This window comes from Ruegeria sp. ANG-R (assembly GCF_000813985.1).
In the GTDB taxonomy this organism is placed as follows: Bacteria; Pseudomonadota; Alphaproteobacteria; order Rhodobacterales; family Rhodobacteraceae; genus Ruegeria.
In genome coordinates this window covers 546,928-573,072 of the sequence record NZ_JWLJ01000001.1, presented here as the reverse complement: position 1 = coordinate 573,072, position 26,145 = coordinate 546,928, and the positions used below count along the sequence as shown (strand labels likewise).

Annotated in this window: 30 protein-coding genes; 17 read left to right on the top strand and 13 right to left on the bottom strand. The window is 58.6% G+C overall.

Going from position 1 to position 26,145, the window contains the following annotated elements:
• Window positions 1-14 precede the first annotated feature (14 nt).
• Window positions 15-1,670, top strand: coding sequence for a hypothetical protein (locus RA27_RS02885; protein WP_039536864.1), 1,656 nt, complete (start codon window positions 15-17; stop codon window positions 1,668-1,670).
• Between the two features lie 155 nt (window positions 1,671-1,825).
• Here RA27_RS02885 and RA27_RS02880 read toward each other — a convergent pair whose 3' ends face one another.
• The 6 genes from RA27_RS02880 to nthA all read right to left on the bottom strand — a co-directional run bounded on the left by RA27_RS02880 (window position 1,826) and on the right by nthA (window position 5,985).
• Window positions 1,826-2,533, bottom strand: coding sequence for a hypothetical protein (locus RA27_RS02880; protein WP_052265151.1), 708 nt, complete (start codon window positions 2,531-2,533; stop codon window positions 1,826-1,828).
• Between the two features lie 78 nt (window positions 2,534-2,611).
• Window positions 2,612-2,854, bottom strand: a complete 243-nt coding sequence (locus tag RA27_RS02875; protein ID WP_039534798.1) for a DUF2842 domain-containing protein — start codon at window positions 2,852-2,854, stop codon at window positions 2,612-2,614.
• Entirely contained in the window at window positions 2,854-4,149 is a 1,296-nt protein-coding gene (locus tag RA27_RS02870; RefSeq protein WP_039534796.1) for an adenylosuccinate synthase, read from the bottom strand. The genes RA27_RS02875 and RA27_RS02870 overlap by 1 nt, the downstream gene beginning before the upstream one ends.
• A gap of 215 nt (window positions 4,150-4,364) precedes the next feature.
• Window positions 4,365-4,700, bottom strand: a complete 336-nt coding sequence (locus RA27_RS02865; protein ID WP_039534794.1) for a nitrile hydratase accessory protein — start codon at window positions 4,698-4,700, stop codon at window positions 4,365-4,367.
• Window positions 4,697-5,374, bottom strand: a complete 678-nt coding sequence (nthB, locus tag RA27_RS02860) for a nitrile hydratase subunit beta (RefSeq protein WP_039534792.1) — start codon at window positions 5,372-5,374, stop codon at window positions 4,697-4,699. Before nthB ends, RA27_RS02865 begins: the two co-directional genes overlap by 4 nt.
• Window positions 5,371-5,985, bottom strand: coding sequence for a nitrile hydratase subunit alpha (gene nthA, locus RA27_RS02855; RefSeq protein ID WP_039536861.1), 615 nt, complete (start codon window positions 5,983-5,985; stop codon window positions 5,371-5,373). Before nthA ends, nthB begins: the two co-directional genes overlap by 4 nt.
• A gap of 151 nt (window positions 5,986-6,136) precedes the next feature.
• Here nthA and secG point away from each other — a divergent pair, with 151 nt between their 5' ends.
• The 6 genes from secG to RA27_RS02825 all read left to right on the top strand — a co-directional run bounded on the left by secG (window position 6,137) and on the right by RA27_RS02825 (window position 10,502).
• Window positions 6,137-6,505, top strand: a complete 369-nt coding sequence (gene secG / locus RA27_RS02850; protein ID WP_039534789.1) for a preprotein translocase subunit SecG — start codon at window positions 6,137-6,139, stop codon at window positions 6,503-6,505.
• A 159-nt stretch (window positions 6,506-6,664) separates the two neighbouring features.
• The gene (locus tag RA27_RS02845; RefSeq protein ID WP_039534787.1) at window positions 6,665-8,308 is read left to right on the top strand and encodes a CTP synthase; all 1,644 of its coding nucleotides are present in this window, start codon (window positions 6,665-6,667) and stop codon (window positions 8,306-8,308) included.
• Between the two features lie 102 nt (window positions 8,309-8,410).
• Window positions 8,411-9,187: an isocitrate lyase/phosphoenolpyruvate mutase family protein gene (locus tag RA27_RS02840; protein WP_039534785.1), complete on the top strand. Its 777-nt coding sequence runs from the start codon at window positions 8,411-8,413 to the stop codon at window positions 9,185-9,187.
• Window positions 9,188-9,258: 71 nt separating this feature from the next.
• Window positions 9,259-9,552, top strand: a complete 294-nt coding sequence (locus RA27_RS02835) for a DUF1330 domain-containing protein (protein WP_039534783.1) — start codon at window positions 9,259-9,261, stop codon at window positions 9,550-9,552.
• 41 nt (window positions 9,553-9,593) lie between these two features.
• Window positions 9,594-10,043, top strand: a complete 450-nt coding sequence (locus RA27_RS02830) for a TerB family tellurite resistance protein (RefSeq protein WP_039534780.1) — start codon at window positions 9,594-9,596, stop codon at window positions 10,041-10,043.
• Between the two features lie 21 nt (window positions 10,044-10,064).
• Window positions 10,065-10,502 (top strand): TerB family tellurite resistance protein, encoded by a 438-nt coding sequence (locus RA27_RS02825; protein ID WP_039534779.1) that lies wholly within the window; start codon window positions 10,065-10,067, stop codon window positions 10,500-10,502.
• Window positions 10,503-10,614: 112 nt separating this feature from the next.
• On the opposite strand, the gene RA27_RS24960 is transcribed toward RA27_RS02825, so the two are convergent.
• On the bottom strand, window positions 10,615-10,770 hold the full coding sequence (locus RA27_RS24960; protein ID WP_343294143.1) for a hypothetical protein: 156 nt from the start codon (window positions 10,768-10,770) through the stop codon (window positions 10,615-10,617).
• A gap of 53 nt (window positions 10,771-10,823) precedes the next feature.
• Entirely contained in the window at window positions 10,824-11,042 is a 219-nt protein-coding gene (locus RA27_RS24655; protein WP_241483998.1) for a hypothetical protein, read from the bottom strand.
• Between the two features lie 68 nt (window positions 11,043-11,110).
• Between RA27_RS24655 and RA27_RS02815 the strand changes: the two genes are divergently transcribed.
• The 5 genes from RA27_RS02815 (at window position 11,111) to RA27_RS02795 (ending at window position 15,214) form a co-directional block, all read left to right on the top strand.
• Window positions 11,111-11,701 carry a TetR/AcrR family transcriptional regulator gene (locus tag RA27_RS02815; protein WP_039534777.1) on the top strand — a complete coding sequence of 197 codons (591 nt, stop codon included), beginning with the start codon at window positions 11,111-11,113 and terminating at the stop codon, window positions 11,699-11,701.
• 235 nt (window positions 11,702-11,936) lie between these two features.
• Window positions 11,937-12,713 (top strand): ATP-binding cassette domain-containing protein, encoded by a 777-nt coding sequence (locus RA27_RS02810; protein WP_039534775.1) that lies wholly within the window; start codon window positions 11,937-11,939, stop codon window positions 12,711-12,713.
• 31 nt (window positions 12,714-12,744) lie between these two features.
• Window positions 12,745-13,458, top strand: coding sequence for a transporter substrate-binding domain-containing protein (locus RA27_RS02805; RefSeq protein WP_039534772.1), 714 nt, complete (start codon window positions 12,745-12,747; stop codon window positions 13,456-13,458).
• A 65-nt stretch (window positions 13,459-13,523) separates the two neighbouring features.
• Window positions 13,524-14,411, top strand: a complete 888-nt coding sequence (locus RA27_RS02800; RefSeq protein ID WP_039534771.1) for an ABC transporter permease subunit — start codon at window positions 13,524-13,526, stop codon at window positions 14,409-14,411.
• Window positions 14,408-15,214: an ABC transporter permease subunit gene (locus RA27_RS02795; protein ID WP_039534769.1), complete on the top strand. Its 807-nt coding sequence runs from the start codon at window positions 14,408-14,410 to the stop codon at window positions 15,212-15,214. Before RA27_RS02800 ends, RA27_RS02795 begins: the two co-directional genes overlap by 4 nt.
• Here the strand turns inward: RA27_RS02795 and RA27_RS02790 are convergent.
• Window positions 15,211-16,020, bottom strand: a complete 810-nt coding sequence (locus RA27_RS02790; RefSeq protein ID WP_039534768.1) for a M90 family metallopeptidase — start codon at window positions 16,018-16,020, stop codon at window positions 15,211-15,213. The two genes, RA27_RS02795 and RA27_RS02790, sit on opposite strands and share 4 nt — an antisense overlap.
• A gap of 211 nt (window positions 16,021-16,231) precedes the next feature.
• Between RA27_RS02790 and RA27_RS02785 the strand changes: the two genes are divergently transcribed.
• The 5 genes from RA27_RS02785 (at window position 16,232) to RA27_RS02765 (ending at window position 22,276) form a co-directional block, all read left to right on the top strand.
• The gene (locus RA27_RS02785) at window positions 16,232-17,551 is read left to right on the top strand and encodes a glutamine synthetase family protein (protein WP_039534765.1); all 1,320 of its coding nucleotides are present in this window, start codon (window positions 16,232-16,234) and stop codon (window positions 17,549-17,551) included.
• A gap of 58 nt (window positions 17,552-17,609) precedes the next feature.
• Window positions 17,610-18,290, top strand: coding sequence for a type 1 glutamine amidotransferase (locus RA27_RS02780; RefSeq protein WP_039534763.1), 681 nt, complete (start codon window positions 17,610-17,612; stop codon window positions 18,288-18,290).
• Window positions 18,290-19,648: a glutamine synthetase family protein gene (locus RA27_RS02775; protein ID WP_039534762.1), complete on the top strand. Its 1,359-nt coding sequence runs from the start codon at window positions 18,290-18,292 to the stop codon at window positions 19,646-19,648. Before RA27_RS02780 ends, RA27_RS02775 begins: the two co-directional genes overlap by 1 nt.
• Before the next feature lie 12 nt (window positions 19,649-19,660).
• A complete protein-coding gene (locus tag RA27_RS02770) occupies window positions 19,661-20,965 on the top strand; it encodes an FAD-binding oxidoreductase (protein WP_039534759.1) in 1,305 nt (434 codons plus the stop codon).
• Between the two features lie 111 nt (window positions 20,966-21,076).
• Window positions 21,077-22,276: an aminotransferase class I/II-fold pyridoxal phosphate-dependent enzyme gene (locus RA27_RS02765; protein ID WP_039534758.1), complete on the top strand. Its 1,200-nt coding sequence runs from the start codon at window positions 21,077-21,079 to the stop codon at window positions 22,274-22,276.
• Window positions 22,277-22,279: 3 nt separating this feature from the next.
• Here RA27_RS02765 and RA27_RS02760 read toward each other — a convergent pair whose 3' ends face one another.
• From RA27_RS02760 to phaC, 4 genes are all read right to left on the bottom strand, one after another.
• Window positions 22,280-23,041 (bottom strand): trypsin-like serine protease, encoded by a 762-nt coding sequence (locus tag RA27_RS02760; RefSeq protein ID WP_039534756.1) that lies wholly within the window; start codon window positions 23,039-23,041, stop codon window positions 22,280-22,282.
• An 8-nt stretch (window positions 23,042-23,049) separates the two neighbouring features.
• Window positions 23,050-23,604: a polyhydroxyalkanoate synthesis repressor PhaR gene (gene phaR / locus RA27_RS02755; RefSeq protein WP_039534754.1), complete on the bottom strand. Its 555-nt coding sequence runs from the start codon at window positions 23,602-23,604 to the stop codon at window positions 23,050-23,052.
• A gap of 135 nt (window positions 23,605-23,739) precedes the next feature.
• The gene (locus RA27_RS02750; RefSeq protein WP_039536858.1) at window positions 23,740-24,186 is read right to left on the bottom strand and encodes a phasin family protein; all 447 of its coding nucleotides are present in this window, start codon (window positions 24,184-24,186) and stop codon (window positions 23,740-23,742) included.
• Window positions 24,187-24,318: 132 nt separating this feature from the next.
• On the bottom strand, window positions 24,319-26,121 hold the full coding sequence (gene phaC / locus RA27_RS02745) for a class I poly(R)-hydroxyalkanoic acid synthase (RefSeq protein ID WP_039534751.1): 1,803 nt from the start codon (window positions 26,119-26,121) through the stop codon (window positions 24,319-24,321).
• Window positions 26,122-26,145: the final 24 nt, after the last annotated feature.

The window sequence follows — 26,145 nt, the reverse complement described above, 5'->3', positions numbered from 1 at the left end:
AGGACATGCGTCTGATGGTACAGAACAACAAGGTGTTAACCGTTTCTTACGGAACCTTCTCGTGCACCCTCGAAGGCTTCGACGACTCGTTTGAAACGATGAAAGCCATTGCCGAATATTTCCGGGACCTCGCCGCGGACGACCGTTATTTCGGATCGGAACCTCCCCAGCCTGACGCCGAAATGCTGACCCGCATCGCCCAGCGCGATGCCACGCAAAAGGTCGAAGCCAGTCAGAGCGAGGCGGGCCTTCTTCTGCGTGCCACCGACTCCGGCGCCGCTGCAGCACCGACCCCCGCTGCGATCGCGCCTGCTCCTGCAACTGAACCTGTTCAACCCACCAATGACGTTGTTCCCCCTGCACCGGCCATCCCCCAGGCCGAAGCCGTCCCGGCGGCCGACAGCATCGCGGCCAAGCTGCAGCGCATCCGGGCCGTTGTCTCGCATTCCGACGCATCGTCCACCGCTTTTTCGGAAGACGAAGACGTCAGCTATCTCCGGCCCGTGAAACCGCAGGCCGACGCGATCTCGGCCGCGTTCGAGGCAGGCGCGCTGAACCCCGACGATCTGGAAGAGACCGCCGGCGACACCACCCCTGCCACAACGCCCGAGGTCGAACTGTCCGCAGCACCCGAGCAGATGGAAGACAGTGTCGAACCGGCTGTTCAGGAACAGGAGCCGGCCACAACCGCCCCTGCCGAGCAGGATGCGGTCGACGTGACCGCGATGATCTCTGCGGTAGAAACTGCACACAACCGCGACGAAGACGAAGCTCTGGAACAGACCCCCGAGGTCACGGACAGCGACGTACTCTTTTCGGACCTCGACGACACGTCCGAGCCCGAAGACGAAAGCCCGTCCAATATTCTTAGCGAAGAAGATGAAGACACGTCGGAACTGTCCAGCCTTGCCGCAGGTGTCATCTCGGCTGAGGACGAGGCGCTGCTGCTGGATGAAATCGCTCTGGTCGAATCCGAACTGGAGGCGAATACAGCCGCTGAACTGCCCGATATGTCCGGCCTCGATCAGGACGTCTCGCGCCTGATGGACAAGGCTGGTGCCCATTTGGAGGACCCTGCCACCAGCGATCAGCGCGAAACGTATTCGCACCTGCGCACCGCCGTTGCCGCGACCGAAGCGGACCGTGAGGACGGTAAGGACAAGTCCCAGAATGCCGAGGACGACTATCGCGGTGATCTGGCTTCGGTCGTCAACCCGCGCCGCCCCGAGATTGAGGTCACCAGCGAACGCCCGTCTATGGATGCTGCCGCCCCTTTGAAACTCGTGGCCGAACAGCGGATTGACACCGATACGGCGGACACCGGCCCGGTTACGCCGCGCCGTGTTACGTCTGCCGAGGACGACACCGACGACGAAGAAGGTGGTTTCGCCACCTTCGCGCAGGAACAGGGTGCCCAGTCGCTGCTCGATCTGCTGGAAGCTGCAGCGGCCTATCTGTCCTTCATCGAAGGTCAGGAGCAGTTCTCGCGTCCGCAACTGATGAACAAGGTTCGTTCGCTCAAACAAGATTCGTTCAATCGCGAAGAAAGCCTGCGGTCGTTTGGTCAGTTGCTGCGCGACGGCAAGATCGAAAAGGCCGGAGGTGGCCGTTTCGCCGCCTCAACCCAGATCGGGTTTCGCCCGAACGATGACGAACGCGCTGCGGGCTAAACCCGGCGCAACTTAATTACCCCCCTCGAAACTCGACAGGGCCGGAGGAGACTCCGGCCCTTTCCTTACGCCTGTATCTGGCCCCCTCGACGACAAATCCGCCAAAGCGCTCCGCGGCCCGTGTTTCCCACCCGGGCGGCGTTCTGCTGGCCGGATCAGAAGGTGAAGGCCAACGCGATGTAGGGGCCGGTCAGGATCAGGTCGATAACCTCGCGCCCTTCTTCGAACTCGACATCCAAATGGCGGTATCCGCCTGCAACGCTGATCCTGTCGGTCCATTTCCAACTCGCTTGAACCAACGCTTCCCATTGGAATTTCGACCCGTAGCCAAAACCGCCGACGTTACCCAATGCGCTGACCCGCCAACGGTCATTCAGCACGTGGCTAAAGCGCGCACCGATCAACGGGTCAGTCCAGCTCTGATCCGTGCTGACGGTACGGTTGAGCACGGTCGTCGAGACATTCAGGTCCCAATGACGCAACCCGGCCATGGCCTCCAGACGCGTCCCATCGCCCTCATAAACCGCATAGCTGGCGCCCAGCGACATCATCGTCCCGTCCAGATTCCAACTGGCCGCGTCATTGAAACGCCCGATCGAGACGTCATCCCCGAGATCGAGGTAGTTGAACTCACCGCCAATCGACCAGCGCCCGTTCCGGGCCTCTCCCGCAATCAGGAAGGCTCCGTTGAGAATGTCGAAAATCGAGGCATCGCCGTCGACCGGTGGATTTGGCCCCACGTCCAGCGAGGTTCTGAATTCCGGGGCCCAGAAATACGACGCGATTGTATAAGACCAACCGTCTGCCTGCGCGGGTCCGGCCAGAAACCCTGTCGCTACCGCCGCCAAAATCCGCTTTTTCATGTGCCACCTGCCCTGAAACCCGATCCGTCGTGTTTCAGAAAACCTGCCACGCACACACGGTTGGGGCAACCGTGGCGATTATTCCTGACCCTGATCCGGGTCTTCCTTGCCCACTCCGCGGAAAACAAACTTGAACGGCAAAGCCCAAAGGATACCCACCGCGATATAAACCAGCAGCTCCAACCAGATCGGTGGACGATCCAGCCAGTTCAACACCGTCACCACCGCGACGATGTAAACCGGCAATCCCACCAGCAACAGCACCAAAGACCAGCGCCGCCGCGCCTTGTAGCTGAGGCCGGGCTTCTCATCACCGCTCATCAGTCGGCAAACGGATCGGTCACCAGAATGGTGTCCTCCCGCTCCGGGCTGGTCGACAACAGGGCGACGGGGCATTCGATCAGTTCTTCGACGCGACGCACATATTTGATCGCATTTGCAGGCAATTCTGCCCAGCTGCGTGCGCCTTCGGTGGATTCGCTCCACCCCGGCATCTCTTCATAAATCGGTTTGCAGCGTCCCTGCTGATCGGCTGCAGTGGGCAGATAGTCCAGGCGTTCGCCGTCCAGATCATAGCCTACGCAGATTTTCAGTGTCTCGAAACCGTCCAGTACATCCAGCTTGGTCAACGAAATCCCGTTCACACCGCTGGTTGCGCAGGTCTGCCGCACCAGACAGGCATCGAACCAGCCGCAACGGCGCTTTCGGCCCGTAACCGTGCCGAATTCGTGCCCGCGTGTACCAAGGCGCAACCCATCGTCGTCATCCAGTTCGGTTGGGAAAGGTCCTTCTCCGACCCTCGTGGTATAAGCCTTGACGATGCCCAGCACGAAATCGACTGAACCCGGACCGATACCCACACCCGTAGCCGCCTGCCCGGCGATCACGTTGGACGACGTGACAAACGGATACGTGCCAAAGTCGATATCCAGCAATGCGCCTTGCGCGCCCTCAAACAGGATACGCTTACCCGCCTTGCGCTTTTCATTCAGCACCTTCCAGACCGGCGCAGCGAAGGGCAGAATCTGCGAGGCTATCTCATTCAACCGGGCGATCAGCACATCCCGGTCAACCGGTTCGATCCCCAGCCCTTTGCGCAGAGGATCATGATGCTGCAGGGCGCGATCAACACGCGCTTCAAGCGTTGCTGCATCAGCGAGATCCGCTACCCGAACCGAACGGCGCCCGACCTTGTCTTCATAGGCCGGCCCGATGCCGCGACCCGTTGTTCCGATCTTGGTCCCTTTGCTGGCGGCCTCTTCCCGTGCGCGATCCAACTCGCCATGGATCGGCAGGATCAAAGGCGTATTCTCGGCGATCATCAGGGTTTCCGGCGTGATCTCCACACCCTGCTCGCGGATCGAGGCGATCTCGGCCACAAGATGCCACGGGTCCAGTACGACGCCATTGCCGATCACGCTCAGCTTGCCGCCTCGAACAACGCCCGAAGGCAGCGCATTCAGCTTGTAAACTTCGCCGTCGATGACCAGCGTGTGCCCGGCATTATGCCCGCCCTGAAAACGCGCGATCACGTCTGCACGCTCGCTGAGCCAGTCGACGATCTTGCCTTTTCCTTCGTCGCCCCACTGGGCGCCGACAACAACCACATTGGCCATATCCGGTCCTTTTGCGCTGAGTTATCAAACCCGGCTCATATAGCGGGGTGCAAGCGGCAGGGAAACCGGTAATTCGACGCATCGGGAAATCGCGCGAAGCGCGATGCCTCCGGCGGGGATATTTTCTGGCCAGATGAAGATCGGAGCCCCTGCTTCATCTGGCTACAAATATCCCGGGGGGCCGACCGGAACGGGCGGCGGGGGCAGCGCCCCCTCTACCTTTGTTGCAGATCGACGGGCTGTCCGTGTGGCGTGGTCAAATAAGCCTCTTCCCAAGCATTGCGCAGGGCCTGCAGGTCATCGCAGGACGCTTCACCCTGATCCGTCAGCAAAACCTCCAGTGTCTCCAACCAGGCTTTGAAATAATCATCCCCGCCGTCCAGTTCCTTTTTGAGACCGTGCCGTTTCAGGGTGCTCGAAAATCGCGCTGCCCAATCTGACCAGTCGAACCGGCCCGCTTCGTTCAACGCGACGGTGACCGCAAAGACCTGTGCGTGCCACGGTTCGGCAAAAACCGGTTCGGGAGCGGTATGTGTGACGCAATCGTTCATGCAGGCTCCAGATAGGATTGCCAGAGGTCCAGCACGACCTCATCCGCCGGATGTTCCGAATCTGCCCATAGCTCCGAGGCCGGAAACACGACCGCGTAAAGCGGCTCGGGGGCTTCACCCAGTCCATGGGCGTTGGAATCCGGCAGCACATGGGTGCCATGCAGTCTGAGGATGCGACCCTTTGCACCAGCGGCATAGATCGGCAGCCGGGTGTGGCCGCCATTGACCAGCCGATTGGCGCCTGGACGCAAGGTTCGGACCGCCTGCCCTGTTTCAAACCGAACCGCGACATTCGATGGTCGATCCGCAGGCCCTCCCCTTGCCAATGCATCTTGGACCGCCTCGGCCCTCAAAACACGCGCGGCCAGACGGTGCGCGGCCTCGCGGTCCACACCGCGCAGATCATCCCGCGTCAGAACACCCTTTTCGACCAGAAGATCAGCCAGACCGGACATCCACTTTTCATAGTAGGAAAACCGCGCATAATCCCTGGGGGACAACCGTTCCCGCGCATGGCGTGACACATCGATGTTCCATTGCCCCAGAAAGCCCGCAGCCAAAGTCACAGCCAGCGCCCGCGCGTGCCAGTCCTCGGCGAAGACCGGCGCATCTTCGGGCTCCGGGTTTATTGGGCCATCGCCAAAGCGCCCTCCCATATCATGGACCCGCGTCATGACGCCTCCTTCGGCAAGCCGGTGCCGATCATGCTGTCGCGCGTGACCAGAGCGGCCAGTTCATCCTCGCTCAGACTTTCGGTACCTTCGGGGCGCATCGGCAGCACAAGATAACGAACTTCGGCTGTCGAATCCCAGACGCGAACCGATGTGCCTTCGGGCAAGGCTACGCCAAACTCGGCAAGAACCTTGCGCGGCTCCCGCACCGCGCGGGCGCGATAGGCATCCGATTTGTACCAGCCGGGCGGGATACCCAGCAGCGGCCACGGGTAACAACTGCACAAGGTACAGACGACCATGTTGTGCTGCTCGGGCGTGTTTTCGACAACCACCATATGCTCGCCCTGACGCCCGTAGTAGCCCAGATCGGCCACGACCGAGGTGGCGTCCTCCAGCAGCGCGGCTTTGAAAGCCGGGTCGCTCCAGGCCCTGGCAACGACATTGGCGCCGTTCTGCGGTCCTATCCTGTTCTGGTAGGTGTCGATGATTTCATCCAGCGCCGCCGGATCGATCAGCCCTTTACGGGTCAGAATCGTCTCAAGCGCCTTTACACGAAGCGCGGGTTCGGATGGCAACAGGGCGTGCGGGTGGTCGTGATCATCATGTGGCATGAGGCGCAGCCTGCGCGACAGAACCGCACCCTGTCCAGTCTCTTTGACGTGATATGAAACATCACCGCCCGTGATGCCAACTCCTCCCTTGCCCCCGCTGGCAAACTTGCATAAGTACCACGCGATACACGCCACGCTGTACAGGACCACCATGGAAAACGTTGTTCTCATCATCCACCTTCTTCTGGCTTTGGGCCTGATTGCCGTTGTGCTGATGCAGCGGTCCGAAGGCGGCGGCCTTGGAATGGGTGGCGGTGGCGGCGGGGCCATGACCGGCCGCGCGGCGGCGACCGCTCTGGGCAAGCTGACGTGGATCTTGGCTGCGTGCTTTATCGTCACCTCAATCACGCTGACGATTCTGGCGGCTCAGAAGTCTTCGGGCAGCTCGGTGATCGATCGTCTGGGCGTATCTGCACCGGCCCCGGCCGAGGAAAGCGCCCCGGCAGTTCCGGCGGCGGATGACCTGCTGCCGCCAACGCAGGGCGACAACGCTCCGCTGATCCCGCAGGCTGCCGACTAAGCCACAAAACCTAGAAATCCGGAGGAGAACTGCAACAGCATCTTGCGGTTCTCTTGCGCTATTGGCGCGAATCCTTTATATGTGAAGTCCCGTGGTGCAGCGGTTTTTCGAGACCGCCGGGCAGCTGATAATGACGTCTCACGGGAGCAGCCGAAAAACATGGCGCGTTTTATTTTCATCACTGGTGGTGTGGTTTCATCCTTGGGCAAAGGACTGGCTTCGGCGGCTCTTGGCGCCTTGTTGCAGGCCCGGGGATACTCGGTGCGTTTGCGCAAGCTGGACCCCTATCTGAACGTCGATCCGGGCACCATGTCGCCCTTTGAACATGGCGAGGTGTTCGTCACCGATGACGGGGCCGAGACCGATCTGGACCTTGGCCACTATGAACGGTTCACCGGTGTCGCCGCACGCAAGACCGACTCGGTCAGCTCGGGGCGGATTTATTCGAACGTGCTCGAGAAAGAACGCCGTGGCGACTACCTCGGCAAAACCATTCAGGTGATCCCGCACGTCACCAACGAGATCAAGGATTTCATCGCCATTGGCGAGGATGAGGTTGATTTCATGCTCTGCGAAATTGGCGGCACCGTGGGCGATATCGAAGGCCTGCCCTTCTTTGAAGCGATCCGCCAGTTCAGTCAGGACAAACCGCGCGGTCAGTGCCTGTTCATGCATCTGACGCTGTTGCCCTACATCAAGGCCAGCGGAGAGCTAAAAACCAAACCGACCCAGCACTCGGTGAAAGAGCTGCGCTCGATCGGTCTGGCCCCGGATATTCTGGTTTGCCGGTCAGAAGGACCGATTCCAAAGAAAGAGCGAGAAAAGCTGGCGCTGTTCTGCAACGTGCGCCCCGACAGCGTGATCGCGGCGCAGGATCTCAGCACCATCTACGACGCTCCGCTGGCCTATCACCGCGAAGGTCTGGATCAGGCGGTTCTGGATGCATTCCAGATCAGCCCTGCGCCCAAACCCGATCTGGCCAAATGGGAAGACGTCAGCGACCGCATTCACAATGCCGAAGGCGAAGTGAAGGTTGCCATTGTTGGCAAATACACCCAGCTGGAAGACGCCTATAAGTCAATCGCCGAGGCGCTGACCCATGGCGGCATGGCCAACCGGGTCAAGGTCAAGGTCGAATGGGTCGATGCCGAGGTCTTCGACAATGAGGATGTCGCCCCTCACCTTGAAGGCTTCCACGCCATCCTCGTCCCCGGCGGCTTTGGCGAACGCGGGACAGAAGGCAAGATCAAGGCAGCGCAGTACGCCCGCGAACATAAAGTGCCCTATCTGGGTATTTGTCTGGGTATGCAGATGGCGGTGATCGAAGCGGCGCGCAATGCGGCGGGCATTACCGAGGCCGGCTCGGAGGAGTTCGACCACGAGGCCGGGAAAAAGCGTTTTGAACCGGTGGTTTACCACCTCAAGGAATGGGTGCAGGGAAACCACAAGGTCGAACGCAAAGTGGGTGACGACAAAGGCGGCACCATGCGTCTGGGCGCTTATGATGCGGTTCTGGCCGAAGGCTCGAAAGTGGCGGAGGTCTATGGCGGCACCAATATCGAGGAACGCCATCGTCACCGCTATGAGGTCGACATCAAATACCGCGACAAGCTGGAAAAAGCCGGGCTGAACTTCTCGGGCATGTCGCCGGATGGCCGCCTGCCGGAAATCGTCGAATGGTCGGATCACCCTTGGTTCATCGGCGTTCAGTACCATCCGGAACTGAAATCCAAACCCTTCGACCCGCACCCTCTGTTCCGCGATTTTGTGCGCGCGGCGAAAGACACCTCGCGTCTGGTCTGATCACGGACCGATAACAGTATTGTACCCCTTGGCGCGAAACATCTTTACGCGCCGAGGGTTTGCACGGTTAACTGCCGCCATGACAGCGACAGGAGACCGGCCATGACCGACCAGATTACCCAGGCAGAAACCTTTGCCGCCCTGCATAAGAAGGGCGATCCGGTCATCCTCTATAACATCTGGGACGCAGGCAGCGCAGCTGCAGTGCGCGATGCCGGGGCCAAGGCGCTGGCCACCGGCAGCGCGCCCGTAGCGATGGCTCAGGGTTTTACGGATGGGCAGAACATCCCCTTTGAAACGGCGCTGGACAACGCCCGCCGCATTGTCGAAGCCGTTGAAATTCCGGTCACGATGGATCTTGAAGGCGCCTATGCCGAAGATACCTTCGGCATTTCGGCCAACGTCAAACGCGCGCTGGAAACCGGCGTCATCGGCTTCAACTTTGAAGACCAGATCGTTGGAACCAAAGACCTTTATGACATCGAAACTCAAACTGCGCGCGTCGCCGCCATGCGCGAAAGCTGTGATGCCACCGGTATCCCCGCCTTCATCAACGCCCGCACCGATATCTTCCTCAAGGCCCACCCGGACACCCATGATGAGGCGATGCTGGACGATGCCATGGCCCGTGCCGAAGCTTATGCCGATGCCGGGGCCAGCGGTTTCTTTGCCCCCGGCTTGAAGGATGAAACCATGATCAAGCGCCTTTGCGATGCGACTGACCTGCCGGTCAACATCATCGCCCTTCCCGGCACGCCTGATACGCAGACGCTGACGAAACTCGGCGTCGCCCGCATCAGCTATGGCCCGGTGCCCTACCGGCAGATGATCGCCTGGCTACAGGACAAGGCGCGCGAGGCCCTGCAATCCGGCGGATGATCCACTTTTAGGGGATTGCAATTCGGCATTTTCCTCCGCACCTTGCACGGGACACCAGCGGAGGATGTGCCGTGGCCAAAGGATACTGGGTTGCCCATGTCGATGTAGACGACATCGAGGCCTATAAATCGTATATCGCTGCCAATGCGGCGCCGTTTGCCGAATACGGAGCCCGATTTCTGGTGCGTGGTGGTGAACGAACCCAAGCCGAAGGCCAGGCCCGCGCCCGCACCGTGGTAATTGAGTTCCCCAGCTACGAACAGGCGCTGGCCTGTTACGAAAGCGAGGGGTATCAGGCGGCCAAAGCGCTACGCGATCCGGTCTCGACCGGCGATCTTGTGATCATTCAGGGCTATGAGAGCTAGCACCGCTTGGCGCGCTTCGAAATACGGAATATCCTGCCCCCATGTTGAAAAAGTTCCTTCAAGCCTTCCGGCCGCCGCAACATGACAAGTTGCCCGACCCCGATGCCGAACTGGCCCTCGGTGCGTTAATGGTGCGCGTGGCGCAGGCCGACCGCGACTATAAGCTGGAAGAGATCAGCCTGATCGACCGCATTCTGGCGCGGCTCTATCAGCACAACGCCATCGAGGCCGCCAAGGTCCGCGCCACCTGTGAAAAACTGCACGCAGCCGCCCCCGAAACCGATACGTTCGGCAAGCTGATCCGCGAAACCACTGACCTCAAGGAACGTCTGGCCGCACTGGACGCACTGTGGGAGGTGGTTCTGGCCGATGGCGATACGGATGAAGGCGAGGTCAAGATCGTCGAAGAAGCCCGCATCGCCATGGGCCTCAGCTTCAATGACAGCAAGGCCGCACGCGAGCGGATACAAAGCCGCTTGGAAGCGACCTGAGCAACCTCTATATAACTGACCATGTTCAACGATTTCCTGTCCCGGCTCACACAGCCGCAGCCCGACCCGCTTGTCGAAGACGATGCCCGTCTGGCCCTCACCGCCCTGTTGGTGCGCATCGCGCGGTCCGACAATGACTATGCCGACACCGAAATGGCCCGGATCGACCGTATCTCGTCCGAACGCTACGGCCTGTCCCGGTTCGAAGCCGCCGCTCTGCGCGCCCGCGCCGAAGACCTTGAGGCACAGGCGCCCGACACCGTCCGCTTCACCCGCGCGATCAAAGAGGCCATCGCCTATGACCACCGCCTCGCCGTGGTTCAGGCCATGTGGTCCGTCGCGCTGGCCGACGGTCATCGGAGCGGTGAAGAGGACTCCCTCCTGCGCCTTGTGGTCAGCCTGCTAGGGGTCAGTGACGTGGATTCCGCGCTGGCCCGGCAAAAGGCGGCCAAGGCCTGAACAGATCAAGGTTCATTCTGCGCGGACGGAACCATAGCTGTTCCTCAAAGTTGGACGCTTAATACAAACGGTTAAGACCTGTGTCCTGGCACAGGTCTTTCCAGTCTCAGTGTCACCCTGTTGGTAGAGCTTCTGGGGTATATTGATCGACAAACTCTCCCACCGGCGGGATCGGCTTGATAACATCGATCAGAACGCCGTTCGGATCACAGGTGATAAAGTGCCTTTGGCCAAAGCTTTCGTCGGTCAACGTCTTTAGGATTGGCAAACCTGCACCTTCTGCCTGCCGAAACTCCGCATCTACATCCTCGACTTCGAAGTTTAGGTCAAACCACCGACAGTGCCCCTCCCAGCCTTGGGGATTGTTTCGTGGTCACCTTTGAGAATTGCGATATTGACTTTGGGGTCCTCGCTGGACTGCAGATGGCAGTACCAATCGGCGTCGAAGGCGACATTGAACCGAAAGTTGTCAACATAGAACGCTTTTGTGGCTGCCACGTCGTTTGTCTGAATGACGGGGTAGTACTGTGTGCATTTCATCTTGTCTTCCTCTCGCTGGATACATACAGTCTGTATGTATATATCCAATAAACATACAGGCTGTATGTATGCAACAAAAAAATCAGACACGATCCAATAAATCACGTACGGATGCGACGCGATCCGCATTGATAAAAGCCGCAAGGGTTCTGTTTAGCGAAAAGGGGTATGCCGAAACATCCACGCCAGAGGTCGTGAAAGCCGCCGGGGTGACGCGCGGGGCACTGTATCATCACTTCGAAGATAAGGTTGATCTGTTTCGCGCAGTCGTCATGCAGGAATATCTTGATGTGGCGGCAGCGATCACCGAGTCGGCGACCGACAATCCCAAATCAGCGATTGATGCTTTGCAGCAAGGCAGCCGAGGATACCTGAAAGCGATGCAGGACCGCGGCCGGGTTCGTATAATGCTGCTGGATGGCCCCGCCGTGCTGGGACATCGGGAGCTTGGAAAGATTGATCGTGAAACCTCGGCAGATGCTTTGCGCTTGGGACTAGAACAGGCGATGCAAGCGGGTCAGATCAGGACGCTACCTGTTGAGGCCCTGACAATACAACTCTCAGCTCTTTTTGACCGTGCTGCTCTGGCGATTTCAGAAGGCGATGATCCTGAAGCACATTTGCAGGTTCTCGACGCGATTCTGGAAACTCTTGGTTAGACGGGACATGGACCATCACCCTTTCCCAAAAGCACTGTTCACTCTGCCCCCAACCGGATCAGAATTGCGCGGCGACTGGACCCGGCCCGCGCAATCGCGACGACAAACTGACAATTCTGACAGCATCACTGGTCATTTTGACAGTTTCGCCGCGTGAACCTGTCATTTGCGCATTGCATTAGCCCGATTTTTCGGCCCTATTACCTCACCAACACCAATCATATCTGGACTGCCCGTGACAGACACCGCTCCCGTCATCGAGATCAAGAACCTTCACAAAAGCTTTGGCCATCTCGAGGTGCTCAAGGGTGTGGACATCACCGCGCATCGCGGCGACGTCGTTTCGCTGATCGGGTCTTCCGGTTCGGGGAAATCCACCCTGCTGCGCTGCTGCAACCTGCTGGAAGACAGTCAGGAAGGTGAGATTCTGTTCAAGGGCGAACCGGTGAACTGGACCGGCAGTCACAATCATCGCCGCCCGGCCGACCCCAAACAGGTGCTGCGCATCCGCACCAACCTGTCGATGGTGTTCCAGCAATTCAATCTGTGGGCGCATATGACCATCCTGCAAAACGTGATGGAGGCGCCGGTCACCGTTCTCGGCCGCGACAGGGCCGAGGTCGAAGACAGCGCACGCAAGTACCTTGAAAAGGTCGGCATCGGTGACAAATGCGACGTCTATCCGGCGCAGCTTTCGGGGGGGCAGCAACAGCGCGCGGCCATCGCGCGCGGGCTGTGCATGGAACCGCAGGCGCTGTTGTTTGACGAACCTACCTCGGCACTGGACCCCGAACTGGAACAGGAAGTGATCAAGGTGATCAAGGATCTGGCCGCCGAGGGGCGCACCATGATCATCGTCACCCACGACATGAAGATGGCGGCAGATATCTCCAGCCACGTCGTCTTTCTGCATCAGGGCCTGATCGAAGAAGAAGGCACACCCGAAGACATTTTCACTGCTCCTGAATCCGAACGGCTTCAGGGGTTTCTCTCCGCCACTCAGGCGGCTTAATCAACGGACAGAACCAATAAGGGGAGTAACAATGAAAAACCTGATTCTGACCACTGCAGCACTGGCGCTAACCGCCGGGATCGCCATGGCCGATACCGTGCGCATGGGCACCGAGGGCGCTTATGCACCCTGGAACTTCATCAACGACGCGGGTGAAATCGACGGTTTCGAACGCGAACTGGGCGACGAGCTGTGCAAACGCGCCAATCTGGACTGCGAATGGGTCAAGAACGACTGGGATTCGATCATTCCCAACCTGGTGTCGGGCAACTATGACGTGATCATCGCCGGTATGTCGATCACCGACGAGCGGGACGAGGTCATCGACTTCACCCAGAACTACACGCCGCCCGATCCTTCGGCCTATGTGGCCCTGTCGGATGATGCCGACGTCGCAGGCGGTGTGGTCGCAGCGCAGACCGGCACCATTCAGGCGGGCTATATCGCTGAATCCGGCGCCACTCTGGTCGAATTCGCCAGCCCCGAAGAAACCATCGCAGCGGTCCGTAACGGCGAAGCCGACGCTGTGCTGGCCGACAAATCCTTCCTCGCACCGATCGTCGAAGAAGACGGCGAGCTGCGCTTCGTCGCCGATGACGTGCCGCTGGGCGGTGGCGTTGGCATGGGCATCCGTGAATCGGACGGCGAACTGAAGGAAAAGTTCAACACGGCGATCCAGTCCATGAAGGACGATGGCAGCCTGAACGAGCTGATCACCAAGTGGGAAGTGTCCTCGACCTTCTGATCTTATGATCTGAGTGGCGCGCCCAAAACCTTGGGCGCGCCACTTTTCAGCCTAAGAGGCCCGCCATTTTCTCGTACTGCTCCGATCCCGATACGCTGGGCACATTCCGTTGGTTCTCGTGCTACCTGACCAACGGTGTCCACTGGTCGTTCTACGCCTCATTTCTCAAGGTTCTGGCCTTGCTCGCGGTCACAGCGCCGGTAGCATTGGGTTTTGGCTTTGTCGGAGCCATGGCGGCGCGCTCGCATATCCCGCCGGTCAGCTGGTTGGGCAAAGGGTATATCGCGATTGTACGTGGTGTCCCCGATATCGCTTTTTTCATGTTCTTCGTGATCGCTCTGGATCAGGGTTTCGAATGGATCAGGCACAAGATTCTCTGCCCCGACTGGACCGATCCGATTCGTCAGGGCAACGATTTCCTCGTCTGCCAGGCTGCCAAACTGCCATTGGGCAGCGCCCCTGAATGGGTGCATGAAACCTACGGCTTTTTCCTCGCGGTGATCACATTTTCCATCGTGTTCGGCGCTTTCGCCGCCAACGTCCTGTTTGGTGGTATGCGCGCCGTGCCGCACGCGCAGCTGGAAACGGCAGAAGCCTACGGCATGACCCGGCGCCAGACCTTCTGGAAAATCCTCGTGCCGCAGATGTGGGTCTACGCCCTGCCCGGCCTCAGCAACCTGTGGATGGTGTTGATCAAGGCGACCCCCCTGCTGTTTCTGCTGGGGGTCGAAGATATCGTCTATTGGGCCCGCGAACTGGGCGGCACCAAAACCTCGAAATTCACGCAATACCCCCATGGCGATTGGCGCATGTGGTACTTCCTCGGCCTGTTGATCTTTTACCTCGGCATGACGCGTTTCTCGGAGATTGGGCTTGAAAAACTGATGCGCCGTCTGTCTCACGGTCAGGCCACATCCGGCGGAGAGCTTCTGCGCAAGGAGACCACGGCATGAGCTGCATCCAGACCATACAGGATTATGGCCTCCGATCGCTTGGCTTTGGGGAACGCCTGCTGCCCAAGACCGATTTTACCCTGTGCGAGCAGTTCACCCTGATCGGCTCAGGCATGATCTGGAACATCTATTTCGGTGCGATGGCGCTGGCGACCGGGTTCTTTCTGGCCACGGCTCTGGCCGTTGGAAAAGCGTCGACCAACAAATGGCTGCGCAAACCGTCCGAGTGGTTCATCTTCCTGTTCCGGGGATCACCGCTCTTTATCCAGTTCTTCTTTGCGTATTTCTTCTTCCTGTCGCTGAAGAAAACCTACCCGATGTTCGACGCTCTGACCTCGGCCTGGCTGGGAGCGCTGATTGTGCTGTTCCTGAACACGGCCGCCTATTCGGGCGAGATCTTCTATGGCGCCCTGCGCTCGATCCCCAAAGGCGATATCGAAGCGGCGGATGCCTATGGCATGTCGGGCTGGTCCCGGTTCCGTCGCATCGTCTGGCCCACCATGCTGCGGCTGGCATGGCCCGCATACACAAACGAGGCGATCTTTCTGTTCCACGCCACTACGCTGGTCTTCTTCTCGGCCTTCCCGGCCTGGCAACAACGCGGAGACGCGCTGTACTACGCCAGCTATTTCGCGGACAAGACGTTCAACCCGTTCATCCCCTACCCGATTCTGGCGTTCTATTTCATCCTGCTGACGCTGGTGATCGTCTGGGGGTTTGGTCTGGTCAACAAACGCCTGAACCGCCACCTTCCCGCCGAGCGGAAGGCCAAGATGCGGTTCCGTCTGAATCTGGCGCGCTAAGACCACTCCACCGGGTTGAGCCGGAACAGTTTCGAAAGCTGCTCGTAAACCTCGGGCACTTCATGCTGCAGCGCGCGGGGGCGTTCAAAGAACACCTCGACCGAGACAGCAAAGAACTCTTCATGGCCGGTCGCACCATAAGGGTCGATGACCGTATGTCGCCCACTTTCAACCGCGTGGACATGCGCGTCATAGGCGGTCAGGAAAACCTTTTCCCATTCGGCAAATGTCTGCCCTTCGCTCAGGATCGGTACACCGTTGGTGCTGCCTGACAGGTCATCGATCTGATGCGCGAACTCATGCAGCACCACATTCTGCCCGTCCCGATCATCCAGCGCACCCCGCTGGCTGTGCGCCCATGACAGAATCACCGGCCCGCGATCCCAGCTTTCACCGGTTCGCACGATCTCTTTTTCCGAGACGACATAGCCCGAGCGCCGCTGCTGCTTCGACTTGAACGCATTGGGATAGATCAGAATGGTCGTCAGGTTGTCATACCAAAGGTCGCTGTTGATCACGAGCAGACAGGCCTGCGCCGCGATCGACAGTTCCATTTCTTCGGTCACCTCCAGCCCATCGCAACCGTGGAAATCCACCTGATCCAGAAACAGGTTCACCTTGCCGTCCAGATGGCTGCGCAACCCGGCGGGTAGTCTGCGAATGATCGGCACCTGCCGCTCGATGATATTGCGTTGATGGGTGCTCAGAGGCGTCGCCAACAGCGCGGCGCGGGCCTGTTTCCTGGACCAGAAGTAATAGGCGCAACCGCCTGCGGTCATTAACAGAATGATAACGAAGATGAACATGGTTAGACACTATAGGCATCGTTGAGCCGGGCACAATTGGCCGTCGTGTCTTGTACAACTCGGAAGAAACCGGCGTCAGGTCCTGTACAAATTGAACATTTTCGATTTTTGCACCCAACCGCAAAACAGCACTGATCAAAATTTGATCAAATTTCGTGACAAGGCGACAAACCTCATTTAAACCTCTCGAAACAAGATCACGGAGCCCCCAATGGACCTGAGCGCCCTGCACACATTCCGCGTCGCCGCCTGTGACCTGAACGGACAGATGCGCGGCAAACGCGTGCCGCCCTCCTATGCCACCAAGCTGGATAAGGGGGCCGTACGGATGCCGTTCTCAGCGCTTAATGTCGATCTCTGGGGGGCCGATATAGATGGCAGTCCGCTGGTTTTCGAAAGTGGTGATGCCGATGGCGTCCTGCGTCCGACAGGGCGTGGCCCAGTGCCCATGCCCTGGCTCGACACGGCCACTGCTCTGGTGCCCATGTGCCTCTATCACGATGGTGGAACACCCTTTGCGGGCGATCCCCGCCACGCACTGTCTGCGGTTCTGGATCGCTATGCAGAACGAAGCTGGTCGGTTGTTGCCGCCACCGAGTTAGAGTTCACATTGCTCGACGCTTCCGGCGACCAGCCGCAGGCCCCTATCAACCCGGTCACCGGACGCAGGCTGCGAGACGAGGCCGTTCTGTCGATGGCCGAGATGGATGCCTTTGATGCGTTCTTTACCGACCTCTACGATGGTTGCACCGCAATGGGCATCCCGGCCCAAACCGCCATATCGGAGAGCGGAATCGGCCAGTTCGAGATCAATCTGAACCATCAGGAGGCCCTGCGTTGCGCCGATGATACGTGGCTTTTCAAAGGCTTGACGCGTGGCCTTGCACGCAAGCACGGATTTACCGCGACGTTTATGGCCAAGCCTTACCCCGAGGATGCGGGCAACGGGATGCATGTGCACTTCTCGGTTATCGACGCTGATGGCCAGAATATCTTTGATGACGGGGGCCCCGAAGGCACCGAATTGCTGCGCTCAGCGGTTGCGGGATGTCTGGCAGCCATGCCCGGCTCTACGCTGGTCTTTGCACCGCACGGGAACTCTTACACGCGGCTCATTCCCGGTGCACACGCCCCCACCGGCGCAAGCTGGGCCTATGAGAATCGCACTGCCGCACTGCGCATTCCGGGCGGAGCCCCCGCAGCGCGGCGGATCGAACATCGCGTCGCTGGCGGTGACATCAACCCCTATCTCATGCTGACCGCGGTCTTGGGTGCGGCACTGATCGGGATCGAGGACAGGCTGCAGCCACCTGCCCCGATCTCGGGGAATGCCTACGAGATCTTGGACCTGCCGCAACTCGCCCCGGACTGGCATTCAGCGATATCCGCGTTCGAGACTGACCCGCTCGTCGCGCGCATCTTCCCGGCCGACCTGATCCGCAACATGGCGATGACCAAGCGGCAGGAAATCGCTCGATTCGCGTCCCGTGCGCCTGAAGAACACTGGCTCAGTTATCTCGAAAGCGTATGAGCCCCTTGCCCGCCTCGCTACGGTCCGCTAGAATAAATTTGATCAAATTTGGTGAACTATGAAAATCGGCATACTTGTAACCGGCCACCCACCTGACGAATTGCATGACCAGTTCGGGGAATATGACCGCATGTTTCGCGGTTTATTGGAGGGGAACGGCTTCGAATATCAGACATATGCAGTCGTCGACGGTGAGTTCCCGAAAGACGCGCATCAGGCGGACGGCTGGATCATCACAGGTTCGCGCCACGGTGCCTACGAGGACCATGCGTGGATTCCCCCGCTCGAACACCTGATCCGGGATATTCAGAAAACCGGAAACCCCCTGATCGGCGTTTGCTTTGGCCACCAGATCATCGCGCAAGCCCTTGGTGGAAAAGTGGAAAAGTTCAAAGGCGGCTGGGCCGTCGGGCGCACGGATTACCGGTTTGGCGATCAGACCGTCACCTTGAATGCGTGGCATCAGGATCAGGTCACACAGCTGCCCGAAAACGCTGTGGTCACCGGCACAAATGAATTTTGTCGGAACGCCATGGTTACCTACGGCGATACAATCTGGACCGTGCAGGCCCATCCTGAATACGGTAATGACTTCATTCGGGGTCTGATGGAGACCCGAGGTAAAGGCGTCGTTCCCGACGCGCTGATGCAGGCCGCCGCGAACAGGCAGGATAGCGCAGACGACAATGCCAAAATCGGCCGCCATATGGCGGATTTTCTTAAGAAAGCGAGGGCCTGATGGCCGACTGGACAGACCAACTGCCCGAGGCGGCGCGTACTTATTTTGACGGCAAGCGGCTGGATGAGGTCGAATGCATCATATCGGACCTGCCCGGCATCGCGCGCGGCAAAGCGGTCCCCGCGTCGAAATTCGCCAAGCAATCTTATTTCCACCTGCCCGACAGTATTTTCTACCAAACCATAACCGGGGATTGGGGTGAAGCTGCGGGCGAGGACGGGTTCATCGAACGGGACATGATCCTGAAGCCCGACTTCTCGACCGCGTCAGCCGCTCCCTGGACGGGCGACTGGACGCTCCAGGTTATCCACGACGCATTCGACCGGGACGGCGAGCCCATTCCCTTTAGCCCGCGCAACGTGCTGAAACGTGTTGTGCAGCTATATCACGACAAAGGCTGGGACCCGATCGTCGCACCCGAGATGGAGTTCTTCCTGGTCGCACCAAACGTCGATCCGGCACATGGAATCAAGCCGATGATGGGCCGTTCAGGACGTCCCGCAGCAGCGCGTCAGGCCTATTCGATGACGGCGGTGGATGAATTCGGCCCGGTAATCGACGACATCTACGATTTTGCCGAGTATCAGGGCTTTGAGATCGACGGCATTACGCAGGAAGGCGGAGCGGGTCAGCTGGAGATCAACCTGCGCCACGGCGATCCTGTCAAGCTGGCCGACGAAGTGTTCTATTTCAAACGCCTGATCCGAGAGGCCGCGTTGCGGCACAACTGCTTTGCCACGTTCATGGCAAAACCGATTGAGGACGAGCCGGGATCGGCGATGCACATCCATCACTCGATCATCGATATGGAAACGGGACAGAACATCTTTTCGGGCCCACAGGGCGGGGAAACGGACGCGTTCTACAATTTCATCGCCGGCCTGCAGAACCACCTGCCCGCCGGTCTGGCGGTGATGGCGCCCTACGTGAACTCCTACCGACGTTATGTGAAAGACCACGCCGCGCCGATCAATCTGGAATGGGCGCGCGACAACCGCACCACCGGTATTCGCGTGCCCTTGTCTGGCCCCGAAGCGCGGCGCGTTGAAAACCGCATCGCCGGAATGGACTGCAACCCCTATCTGGGCATCGCTCTGTCACTGGCCTGCGGCTATCTGGGCTTGATCCAGCAGGAACGCCCGCGCCGTCAATTCTATGGCGATGCCTACGAAGGTGACGGGGATATTCCGCAGGTCATGGGCGAAGCGCTGGATCTGTTTGATGAAGCCACCGCCCTACACGAGGTTCTGGGCCCGGAATTCGCCCGCGTATACGGCATCGTCAAACGCGCCGAGTATGAAGAATTTCTGCAGGTCATTTCCCCGTGGGAGCGTGAGCATCTGCTGATGAACGTCTAAGGCAAAGCTGCGATGAACCTGCTGTATTCCAATGATCGCAAGGCGGAGTATCCGCCCAGCTGGTACGCCGCAACGGCGCATCCATTCGACCGCTACCCGGCGCTTGAAGGCGAGCATACGGCAGACGTCTGCATCGTCGGAGGCGGCTATACGGGCCTTTCGGCGGCTTTGCATTTGGCTCAGGCCGGGTTCGATGTTGTTCTGCTTGAGGCGCATCGCGTGGGCTTTGGCGCATCGGGGCGAAATGGCGGACAGCTGGGCAGTGCACAGCGGATGGACCAAGAGGATCTTGAACGCCTTGTCGGAGATGAGGACGCATCCAAGCTTTGGGATTTGGCTGAAGACGCCAAGGATCTGGTCAAATCTCTGATCTCGCGCCATCAGATTGACTGCGATCTCAAGCCCGGCATTGCCGTTCTGGGGTTCAGTGATTCGGAACGCGCCGAACTTCACGATCATGCGTCGCATCTGTCGGACCGGTACGGCTACGATCAGATCGAAGGTTTGGATGCCGAAGCGGGGCGTGGCCTCTGCCCCTCTCCCGCTTATGCAGGCGGGTATCTGGACAAGGGTGCAGCGCACCTGCATCCCCTGAACTATGCACTTGGCCTTGCGCGTGCGGCGGTCGGAGCCGGGCTGCGTCTGCATGAAGGCACCGAGGTTCTTGGTATCGATCCGGGCTCTCGCGTGACGGTGCGCACGGACAAAGGCAAAGTTGCCGCTGATCACGTCATTCTGGCCTGCAACGGGTATCTTGGCGATCTGAACCGGCAAGTTGCGTCCCGTGTGATGCCCATCAACAATTTCATTGCCGCAACTGAACCCTTGGGCACCGAGGCGCAAAAGGTCCTGACCCGGGACATCGCCGTCGCGGATACGAAGTTTGTGGTGAATTATTTCCGGCTGAGCGCGGATGGCAGGCTGCTGTTCGGCGGCGGCGAGAGCTATGGCTATCGCTTCCCTGCAGACATCGCCGCCAAAGTGCGCAAACCCATGACCGAGATTTTCCCGCATTTGCAAGATGTCGGAATTGACTATGCATGGGGTGGAACGCTCGGCATCACGATGCGGCGTATGCCATATCTTGCGCGGCTGGCCCCGAACATCCTGTCCGCCTCGGGCTATTCCGGTCATGGGGTTGGCACCGCGACCCATGCCGGGCAGCTAATGGCGCTGGCAATTCAGGGTCAGGCCGAGGGGTTCGACACCATGGCCCGCGTCCCCGCACTATCGTTTCCGGGCGGGCCTGCATTGCGGACGCCACTGCTGGTGCTGGCCATGACCTGGTACGCACTGCGCGACCGGCTAGGCATCTGAAAGCATCCTTTTCGACAATTTGGTGAAATGTCGCTGACCTGGCGAAAGGGGCTTGGCTTGTCTGCATGTTGAATTTATATTTCCCAAAGATAAAATTCGGGAAATCCAAATATGACGCTTGTACCCAACGTTCATGAAGCCGAACCTATCCCCTCAGCCGCACGCGATGCCATTGACGCCCTGATGCAATCCGGCGACCTGTTTCGCTATACCGCGCCGCAGGATGCACCTGTCGCCCTGCTCGAGACCGAGTTCGCTGATCTGCTCGGGGCGAAATATGCACTGGCGGTTTCCTCCTGTTCAGCCGCATTGTTCCTGTCGCTCAAGGCGCTGGGGCTACCCCGGGACGCACGAGTATTGATTCCCGGCTTTACCTTTGCTGCTGTGCCTTCATCGATCGTTCACGCGGATTGCATTCCGGTTCTGTGCGAAGTGGGTGACAACTATCGCGTCGATATGGATGATTTCGCGGCCAAGCTGGACAGCGTTCAAGCAGTGATCATCAGCCACATGCGCGGCCACACCTCGGACATGGACGCGATCATGGAGCTGTGTGACGCGCGCGATATCCCGGTGATCGAGGACGCGGCGCATTCGCTCGGCACCACGTGGCACGGGCGCAATATCGGGACCATCGGCAAAGTAGGTTGCTTCTCGTTCCAATCCTACAAGATGATCAACGCAGGTGAAGGTGGCATTCTGGTCAGCGACGACGCTGATCTGGTCGCACGCACCGTCATCATGTCGGGCGCATACGAGTATAACTGGAAAAAGCACGCCGGCTCGCCCGAATTGGAGCAGGCTTTTGCCCGCTGGCAGAACCAGTTGCCGCTTTATAACCTGCGGATGAGCAATCTGAGCGCCGCAGTCATTCGTCCGCAAATCCCCGAACTGGCACGCCGAGTGCGCGACGGTCTGGCAAACCACGACTATGTGGCCGAGCGTCTGAATACGTCACCCTATATCGACGTCCCTGCCCCTCTGGCCCCCGAACAGCGCGCACCGGATTCGATCCAGTTCAATCTGGTGGACCTCAGCGACGAGGAAATCCGCGCCTTTGCCGCCGCAGCCGAAGCGCGTGGTGTCAAGGTACAGGTCTTTGGCATGAGCCAGGACAATGCCCGCGCCTTCTGGAACTGGCAGTTTCTGCCCGAACAGTTTGACCTGCCACAGACCCGCGCGATGCTGATGAGGGCCTGCGACGTGCGCCTGCCCGTTCGTCTGACACGCGAAGAACTGGACGTGATCTCGGACATCCTGTTGGCATCTGTTGGTGAGGTTGTTGGCCCGGTGCCGGTTTACGGTACCTGATTGTCAGTTCAAACCCGGATCGAATACCTGAGTTGACAGGAATAGCGCGTCAATCCCTTCCGGGGTTGGCGCGATACGTGACAATATCCCCGCGACGGCCAGCCCTGCATCGCTCTGCACCAAAAGCGGCGCGCCGGAATCCCCCATCATGACGGGGCAGACCGCGTGTATCAGCCCGTCGCCAGCCAGATCTGGGATACATGCCCCGGTTCGGCTCAGCACATGGGGCCGCAGACCGGGGTAACCTGCAACCGAGCCCATCTGCGCGACGGCCCGGGAAACAGCCAGAAAACCCACCTGTTCCCCGATCGGATCAGTCAACTCCAGCACGGCCCAATCCAGATCGGGGCGGTTGTCGAAGGCACCTCCAACGCCCTGTTTGGTATCAAGACGGTACGCCGTAACGGACGAAACAGCAGCGGCCGCGCCACGCTGGTAGCCCGCTGCAAAACGGATACTTTCCGGAGGAATCCAGCTGTTGCGGGCGCCGTTGTAAAGGCAATGCGCGGCAGTCAGAACCAGCCGTTCGGACACCAGTACTCCGGTACAGTGCGACCGCTGGTTACGACTGGCAAAGTTGACCCGGCCAATGGCGCTCCAGGGATCGGCCGCGGCGTCGAGGATTTCGCGCGCCCGAATATCTTCACACCCTGCGGCACTGTCCTGCCCCAGTGTGCAGACAGGTTCCCAGACCGAAGTGAACTGGCCCTGCGCAAGCGCTGTCTGAGCCCAGAGCATCACGCCCAGCGCAAACAGCCAGCGCATCGGCCTGATCAACTCAGCTTGGACAGCTTTTGTTGCAACTCGGCCAGTTGTTTCTTGATGTCGTCCAGATCCTCTTTCGGCTCTGACGGAGTCTCGGCCTCCTGATCGGGGCCCGACCAGTTACCTGACAGACCGCCAGTCATGGCCTTCAGAAACGCTTTTTGCTGCGCCTGCATCGCCTCGAACCCCGGTATCTGAGACATCGGGTTCATCGCATTCATGTTTTCCATCATTTTGGACTGGCTTTCGCGCAGCATCTCGAACGAGCTTTGCAGGAACTGCGGCATCATGCCCCCGCCCGGAACCATGTAGCTGCGGACCAGATCGTTCAGCACATTGATCGGCAGCACGTTCTCGCCGCGGCTCTCGTGTTCGGCAATGATTTGAAGCAGATACTGACGGGTCAGGTCGTCGCCCGTTTTCAGGTCGATGATCTGAACCTCGCGGCCGTCACGAATAAATCCGGCAATATCTTCGAGCGTCACGTAATCGCTGGTCTCGGTGTTATACAGCCGGCGGCTTGCATAGCGCTTGATCAGCAGCGGTTTTTCTTGTTCCGACACCCTGTACCCTCCCCAAGGATGATGCGTTGCAGCGCAGGTTATGCGACTGCAGAACAAAAAGAAAGGGCAGGTCGAAAGACCTGCCCGCAGCGATTGCACCATTTGGGAGGAATGGGTGCGATATCGCAGTCTTACTTACTTGGTGGTTGCTGCTTTCTTTGCTGCAGCGGTCACCTCGTTGGTGGCTTTTTTAACAGCTGCGGTTGCATCTTCTGCAGCGTCTTTGCCAGCCGCCATCAGCAGCTCAACAGTTTCGGTCTGAACTTTTTTCGCGATTTCTGCGAAAGCAGCCATGTTTTCAGCAGCAACTTCAGCCGACGCGCTTGCGAAGTCGGTTGCGGCTTTTGCGTAATCCGCAGGCTCGGTTTTTGCTTTCGACATCTCGGTCAGTTTGGCCAGAGTTTCCTTGGTCCACTTGTTCGAGATTTCAGCCGATTTCTCAGCTGCGTCCAGAGCAACACCCGACAGCTTTTCGTTCAGAGAAGCGGTCGATTTGAATGCATCTTCCAGAGCGGTTGTGTCAACCGGGAACGCGCCCATCATGTCTTTCAGGGTCGCGGTAAAGTCTTGGGTCTTTGCCATTGTCCTAAATCCTTCTAGCCGTTCCGGGCCCACCCCGGTTTTCATCAGCTTGAAGGCAATATGATTGCTGCATCGCAGCATTGCAAGTTTTTTCTTGCTGCAATGCAGAAAAATTTGAGTTTCAAAATGATATCAGCGGTTTGCTTTGACCAAAACATAGGTCCCCGGAGCCGGGCAAAGTCGCGGATGATCCGAATCGCCGGTGTCCCGAGCCGGAACCTGCTTACCTGACCGCTTCTTCAACCACGCCTCCCACATTGGCCACCAAGATCCTTCGTGGAAGTCGGCCTCTTTCAACCAAGTCTCGGCGTCTGCCTTCAGGTCCGGGTTCGTATAATGGCCATATTTCTTCTTGCTTGGCGGGTTCACGATGCCAGCGATATGTCCCGATTCAGAAACCACAAAGGTCTTTGACTTCGAGCCCATCTGCTGCACACCGCGATAGCAGTCTTTCCAGGCGGCGATATGGTCTGTTTCACAGGTAATCGCCATCAGCGGTACATCCACATCTTTGATATGCAGTTTATGCCCCAGCAATTCGAACCCATCCGTCACGAAACCATTGCCCTGACACAAACCGCGCAAATACTGAATCGCCATCTTACCGGGCAGGTTGGCCCCATCCCCGTTCCAGTAAAGCAGATCGAAGGCGGGCGGCGTCTCACCCATCATGTAGCTGCGGATCGCCGGGGTGTAGATCAGATCCCGTGAACGCAGGAAGGACATCGTCCGGCCAATGATCCAGGCCTTCAGCACGCCGTCTTTTGAAACCTGATCTTCGATCCCATCTACGAAATCATTTTGCAGAAACGGCGTGAATTCACCCTGCTCTCCAAAATCCGTCAAGGTCGTGAAGAAAGTAGCCGATTTGACCGACTTGTCGCCGCGTTGCTTCATCAGCGAAAGCGTCAGGCTGAGTGTCGTTCCAGCAATGCAGTAGCCTACCGCGTTGACCTGCTTGACCTTGCAGATTTTCTTGGCCTCTTCGATGGCAGTCAGGAACCCTTCCTGAATATAGTCTTCCATTCCGATATCAGCATGAGAGCTGTCGGCATTGACCCAGCTGACCACAAACAGAGTATAGCCCTGCTCGGTCACCCACTTGATCAAGCTGTTCTGGGCTTTCAGGTCGAGGATATAGAATTTGTTGATCCAGGGCGGGAACAGAACGATCGGGGTTTCATGCACCGTCTCGGTCACCGGTTTATATTGGATCAGTTCCATCATCCGGTTGCGGTAAACGACGTCTCCAGGCGTTGTCGCGATATTGCCACCAATCTCAAAGGCGCTTTCGTCGGCGAGTCGGACAACCATCTCGCCGTCATTGGCCTCAAGATCGGATACGAGGTTTTCAAGCCCTTGTATTAATGATTGACCTTCAGTCTCGACGGCTTTCTCCAGCGCATCGGGGTTGGTGGCCAGAAAATTCGTCGGCGCCATCATATCGATGATCTGTTGCGAGAAATAACGCAGGCGCTGTTTGTCTTTGGTATCTAGGTCATCAACAGATGCGACAGCCTGAGCGATCGCATCAGCATTGGTCTGGTATTGCTGGCGGATCAGCCGGAAATAGGGATTGGTGTCCCACATCAGGTTGGAAAACCGTTTATCTTTGGCCGGGGCCTCTGGCTCTTCGCTTTCGCCGGAAGTCATCGCTTTCTGCGCTTCGGCAAAGTTGAGCACAGACTTTCCCCAATACTCGATCTGTTGTTCCAGCAGCTTTGAGGGGTTTTGCATGACATCGGCCCAATATGCCGTTGCTGCCTTTGCAAAAAGCTCTTGATTCGGGCCGTCTAACGCAGGGGTATGTGGTGTTTTCCCCGCCATGACTTCAACGAGGCGTTTGGACAATTCTTCGACTTTGCCCATATTTTCTTTAAGTCGTTCAATATGTTCTTCGGTCAATTTTGGCGTCTGGTCGTCGGTAGTTGTCATTTTAACAATTCCCCCCTAGTCTCG

What these genes read in the sequence shown, in the direction of transcription:
- RA27_RS02765 (WP_039534758.1), top strand. Translation starts at nt 21,077, where the DNA reads ATGACGCTTGTACCCAACGTTCATGAAGCCGAACCTATCCCCTCAGCC.
- RA27_RS02790 (WP_039534768.1), bottom strand. Translation starts at nt 16,020, where the DNA reads ATGTTCATCTTCGTTATCATTCTGTTAATGACCGCAGGCGGTTGCGCC.
- RA27_RS02760 (WP_039534756.1), bottom strand. Translation starts at nt 23,041, where the DNA reads ATGCGCTGGCTGTTTGCGCTGGGCGTGATGCTCTGGGCTCAGACAGCG.
- secG (WP_039534789.1), top strand. Translation starts at nt 6,137, where the DNA reads ATGGAAAACGTTGTTCTCATCATCCACCTTCTTCTGGCTTTGGGCCTG.
- RA27_RS02870 (WP_039534796.1), bottom strand. Translation starts at nt 4,149, where the DNA reads ATGGCCAATGTGGTTGTTGTCGGCGCCCAGTGGGGCGACGAAGGAAAA.
- RA27_RS02845 (WP_039534787.1), top strand. Translation starts at nt 6,665, where the DNA reads ATGGCGCGTTTTATTTTCATCACTGGTGGTGTGGTTTCATCCTTGGGC.
- RA27_RS02875 (WP_039534798.1), bottom strand. Translation starts at nt 2,854, where the DNA reads ATGAGCGGTGATGAGAAGCCCGGCCTCAGCTACAAGGCGCGGCGGCGC.
- nthB (WP_039534792.1), bottom strand. Translation starts at nt 5,374, where the DNA reads ATGACGCGGGTCCATGATATGGGAGGGCGCTTTGGCGATGGCCCAATA.
- phaC (WP_039534751.1), bottom strand. Translation starts at nt 26,121, where the DNA reads ATGACAACTACCGACGACCAGACGCCAAAATTGACCGAAGAACATATT.
- RA27_RS02840 (WP_039534785.1), top strand. Translation starts at nt 8,411, where the DNA reads ATGACCGACCAGATTACCCAGGCAGAAACCTTTGCCGCCCTGCATAAG.
- RA27_RS02785 (WP_039534765.1), top strand. Translation starts at nt 16,232, where the DNA reads ATGGACCTGAGCGCCCTGCACACATTCCGCGTCGCCGCCTGTGACCTG.
- RA27_RS02775 (WP_039534762.1), top strand. Translation starts at nt 18,290, where the DNA reads ATGGCCGACTGGACAGACCAACTGCCCGAGGCGGCGCGTACTTATTTT.
- RA27_RS02865 (WP_039534794.1), bottom strand. Translation starts at nt 4,700, where the DNA reads ATGAACGATTGCGTCACACATACCGCTCCCGAACCGGTTTTTGCCGAA.
- RA27_RS02880 (WP_052265151.1), bottom strand. Translation starts at nt 2,533, where the DNA reads ATGAAAAAGCGGATTTTGGCGGCGGTAGCGACAGGGTTTCTGGCCGGA.
- RA27_RS02815 (WP_039534777.1), top strand. Translation starts at nt 11,111, where the DNA reads ATGCAACAAAAAAATCAGACACGATCCAATAAATCACGTACGGATGCG.
- RA27_RS02885 (WP_039536864.1), top strand. Translation starts at nt 15, where the DNA reads ATGGTACAGAACAACAAGGTGTTAACCGTTTCTTACGGAACCTTCTCG.
- nthA (WP_039536861.1), bottom strand. Translation starts at nt 5,985, where the DNA reads ATGCCACATGATGATCACGACCACCCGCACGCCCTGTTGCCATCCGAA.
- RA27_RS24655 (WP_241483998.1), bottom strand. Translation starts at nt 11,042, where the DNA reads ATGAAATGCACACAGTACTACCCCGTCATTCAGACAAACGACGTGGCA.
- RA27_RS02825 (WP_039534779.1), top strand. Translation starts at nt 10,065, where the DNA reads ATGTTCAACGATTTCCTGTCCCGGCTCACACAGCCGCAGCCCGACCCG.
- RA27_RS02805 (WP_039534772.1), top strand. Translation starts at nt 12,745, where the DNA reads ATGAAAAACCTGATTCTGACCACTGCAGCACTGGCGCTAACCGCCGGG.
- RA27_RS02830 (WP_039534780.1), top strand. Translation starts at nt 9,594, where the DNA reads ATGTTGAAAAAGTTCCTTCAAGCCTTCCGGCCGCCGCAACATGACAAG.
- RA27_RS02770 (WP_039534759.1), top strand. Translation starts at nt 19,661, where the DNA reads ATGAACCTGCTGTATTCCAATGATCGCAAGGCGGAGTATCCGCCCAGC.
- RA27_RS02795 (WP_039534769.1), top strand. Translation starts at nt 14,408, where the DNA reads ATGAGCTGCATCCAGACCATACAGGATTATGGCCTCCGATCGCTTGGC.
- RA27_RS02750 (WP_039536858.1), bottom strand. Translation starts at nt 24,186, where the DNA reads ATGGCAAAGACCCAAGACTTTACCGCGACCCTGAAAGACATGATGGGC.
- RA27_RS02780 (WP_039534763.1), top strand. Translation starts at nt 17,610, where the DNA reads ATGAAAATCGGCATACTTGTAACCGGCCACCCACCTGACGAATTGCAT.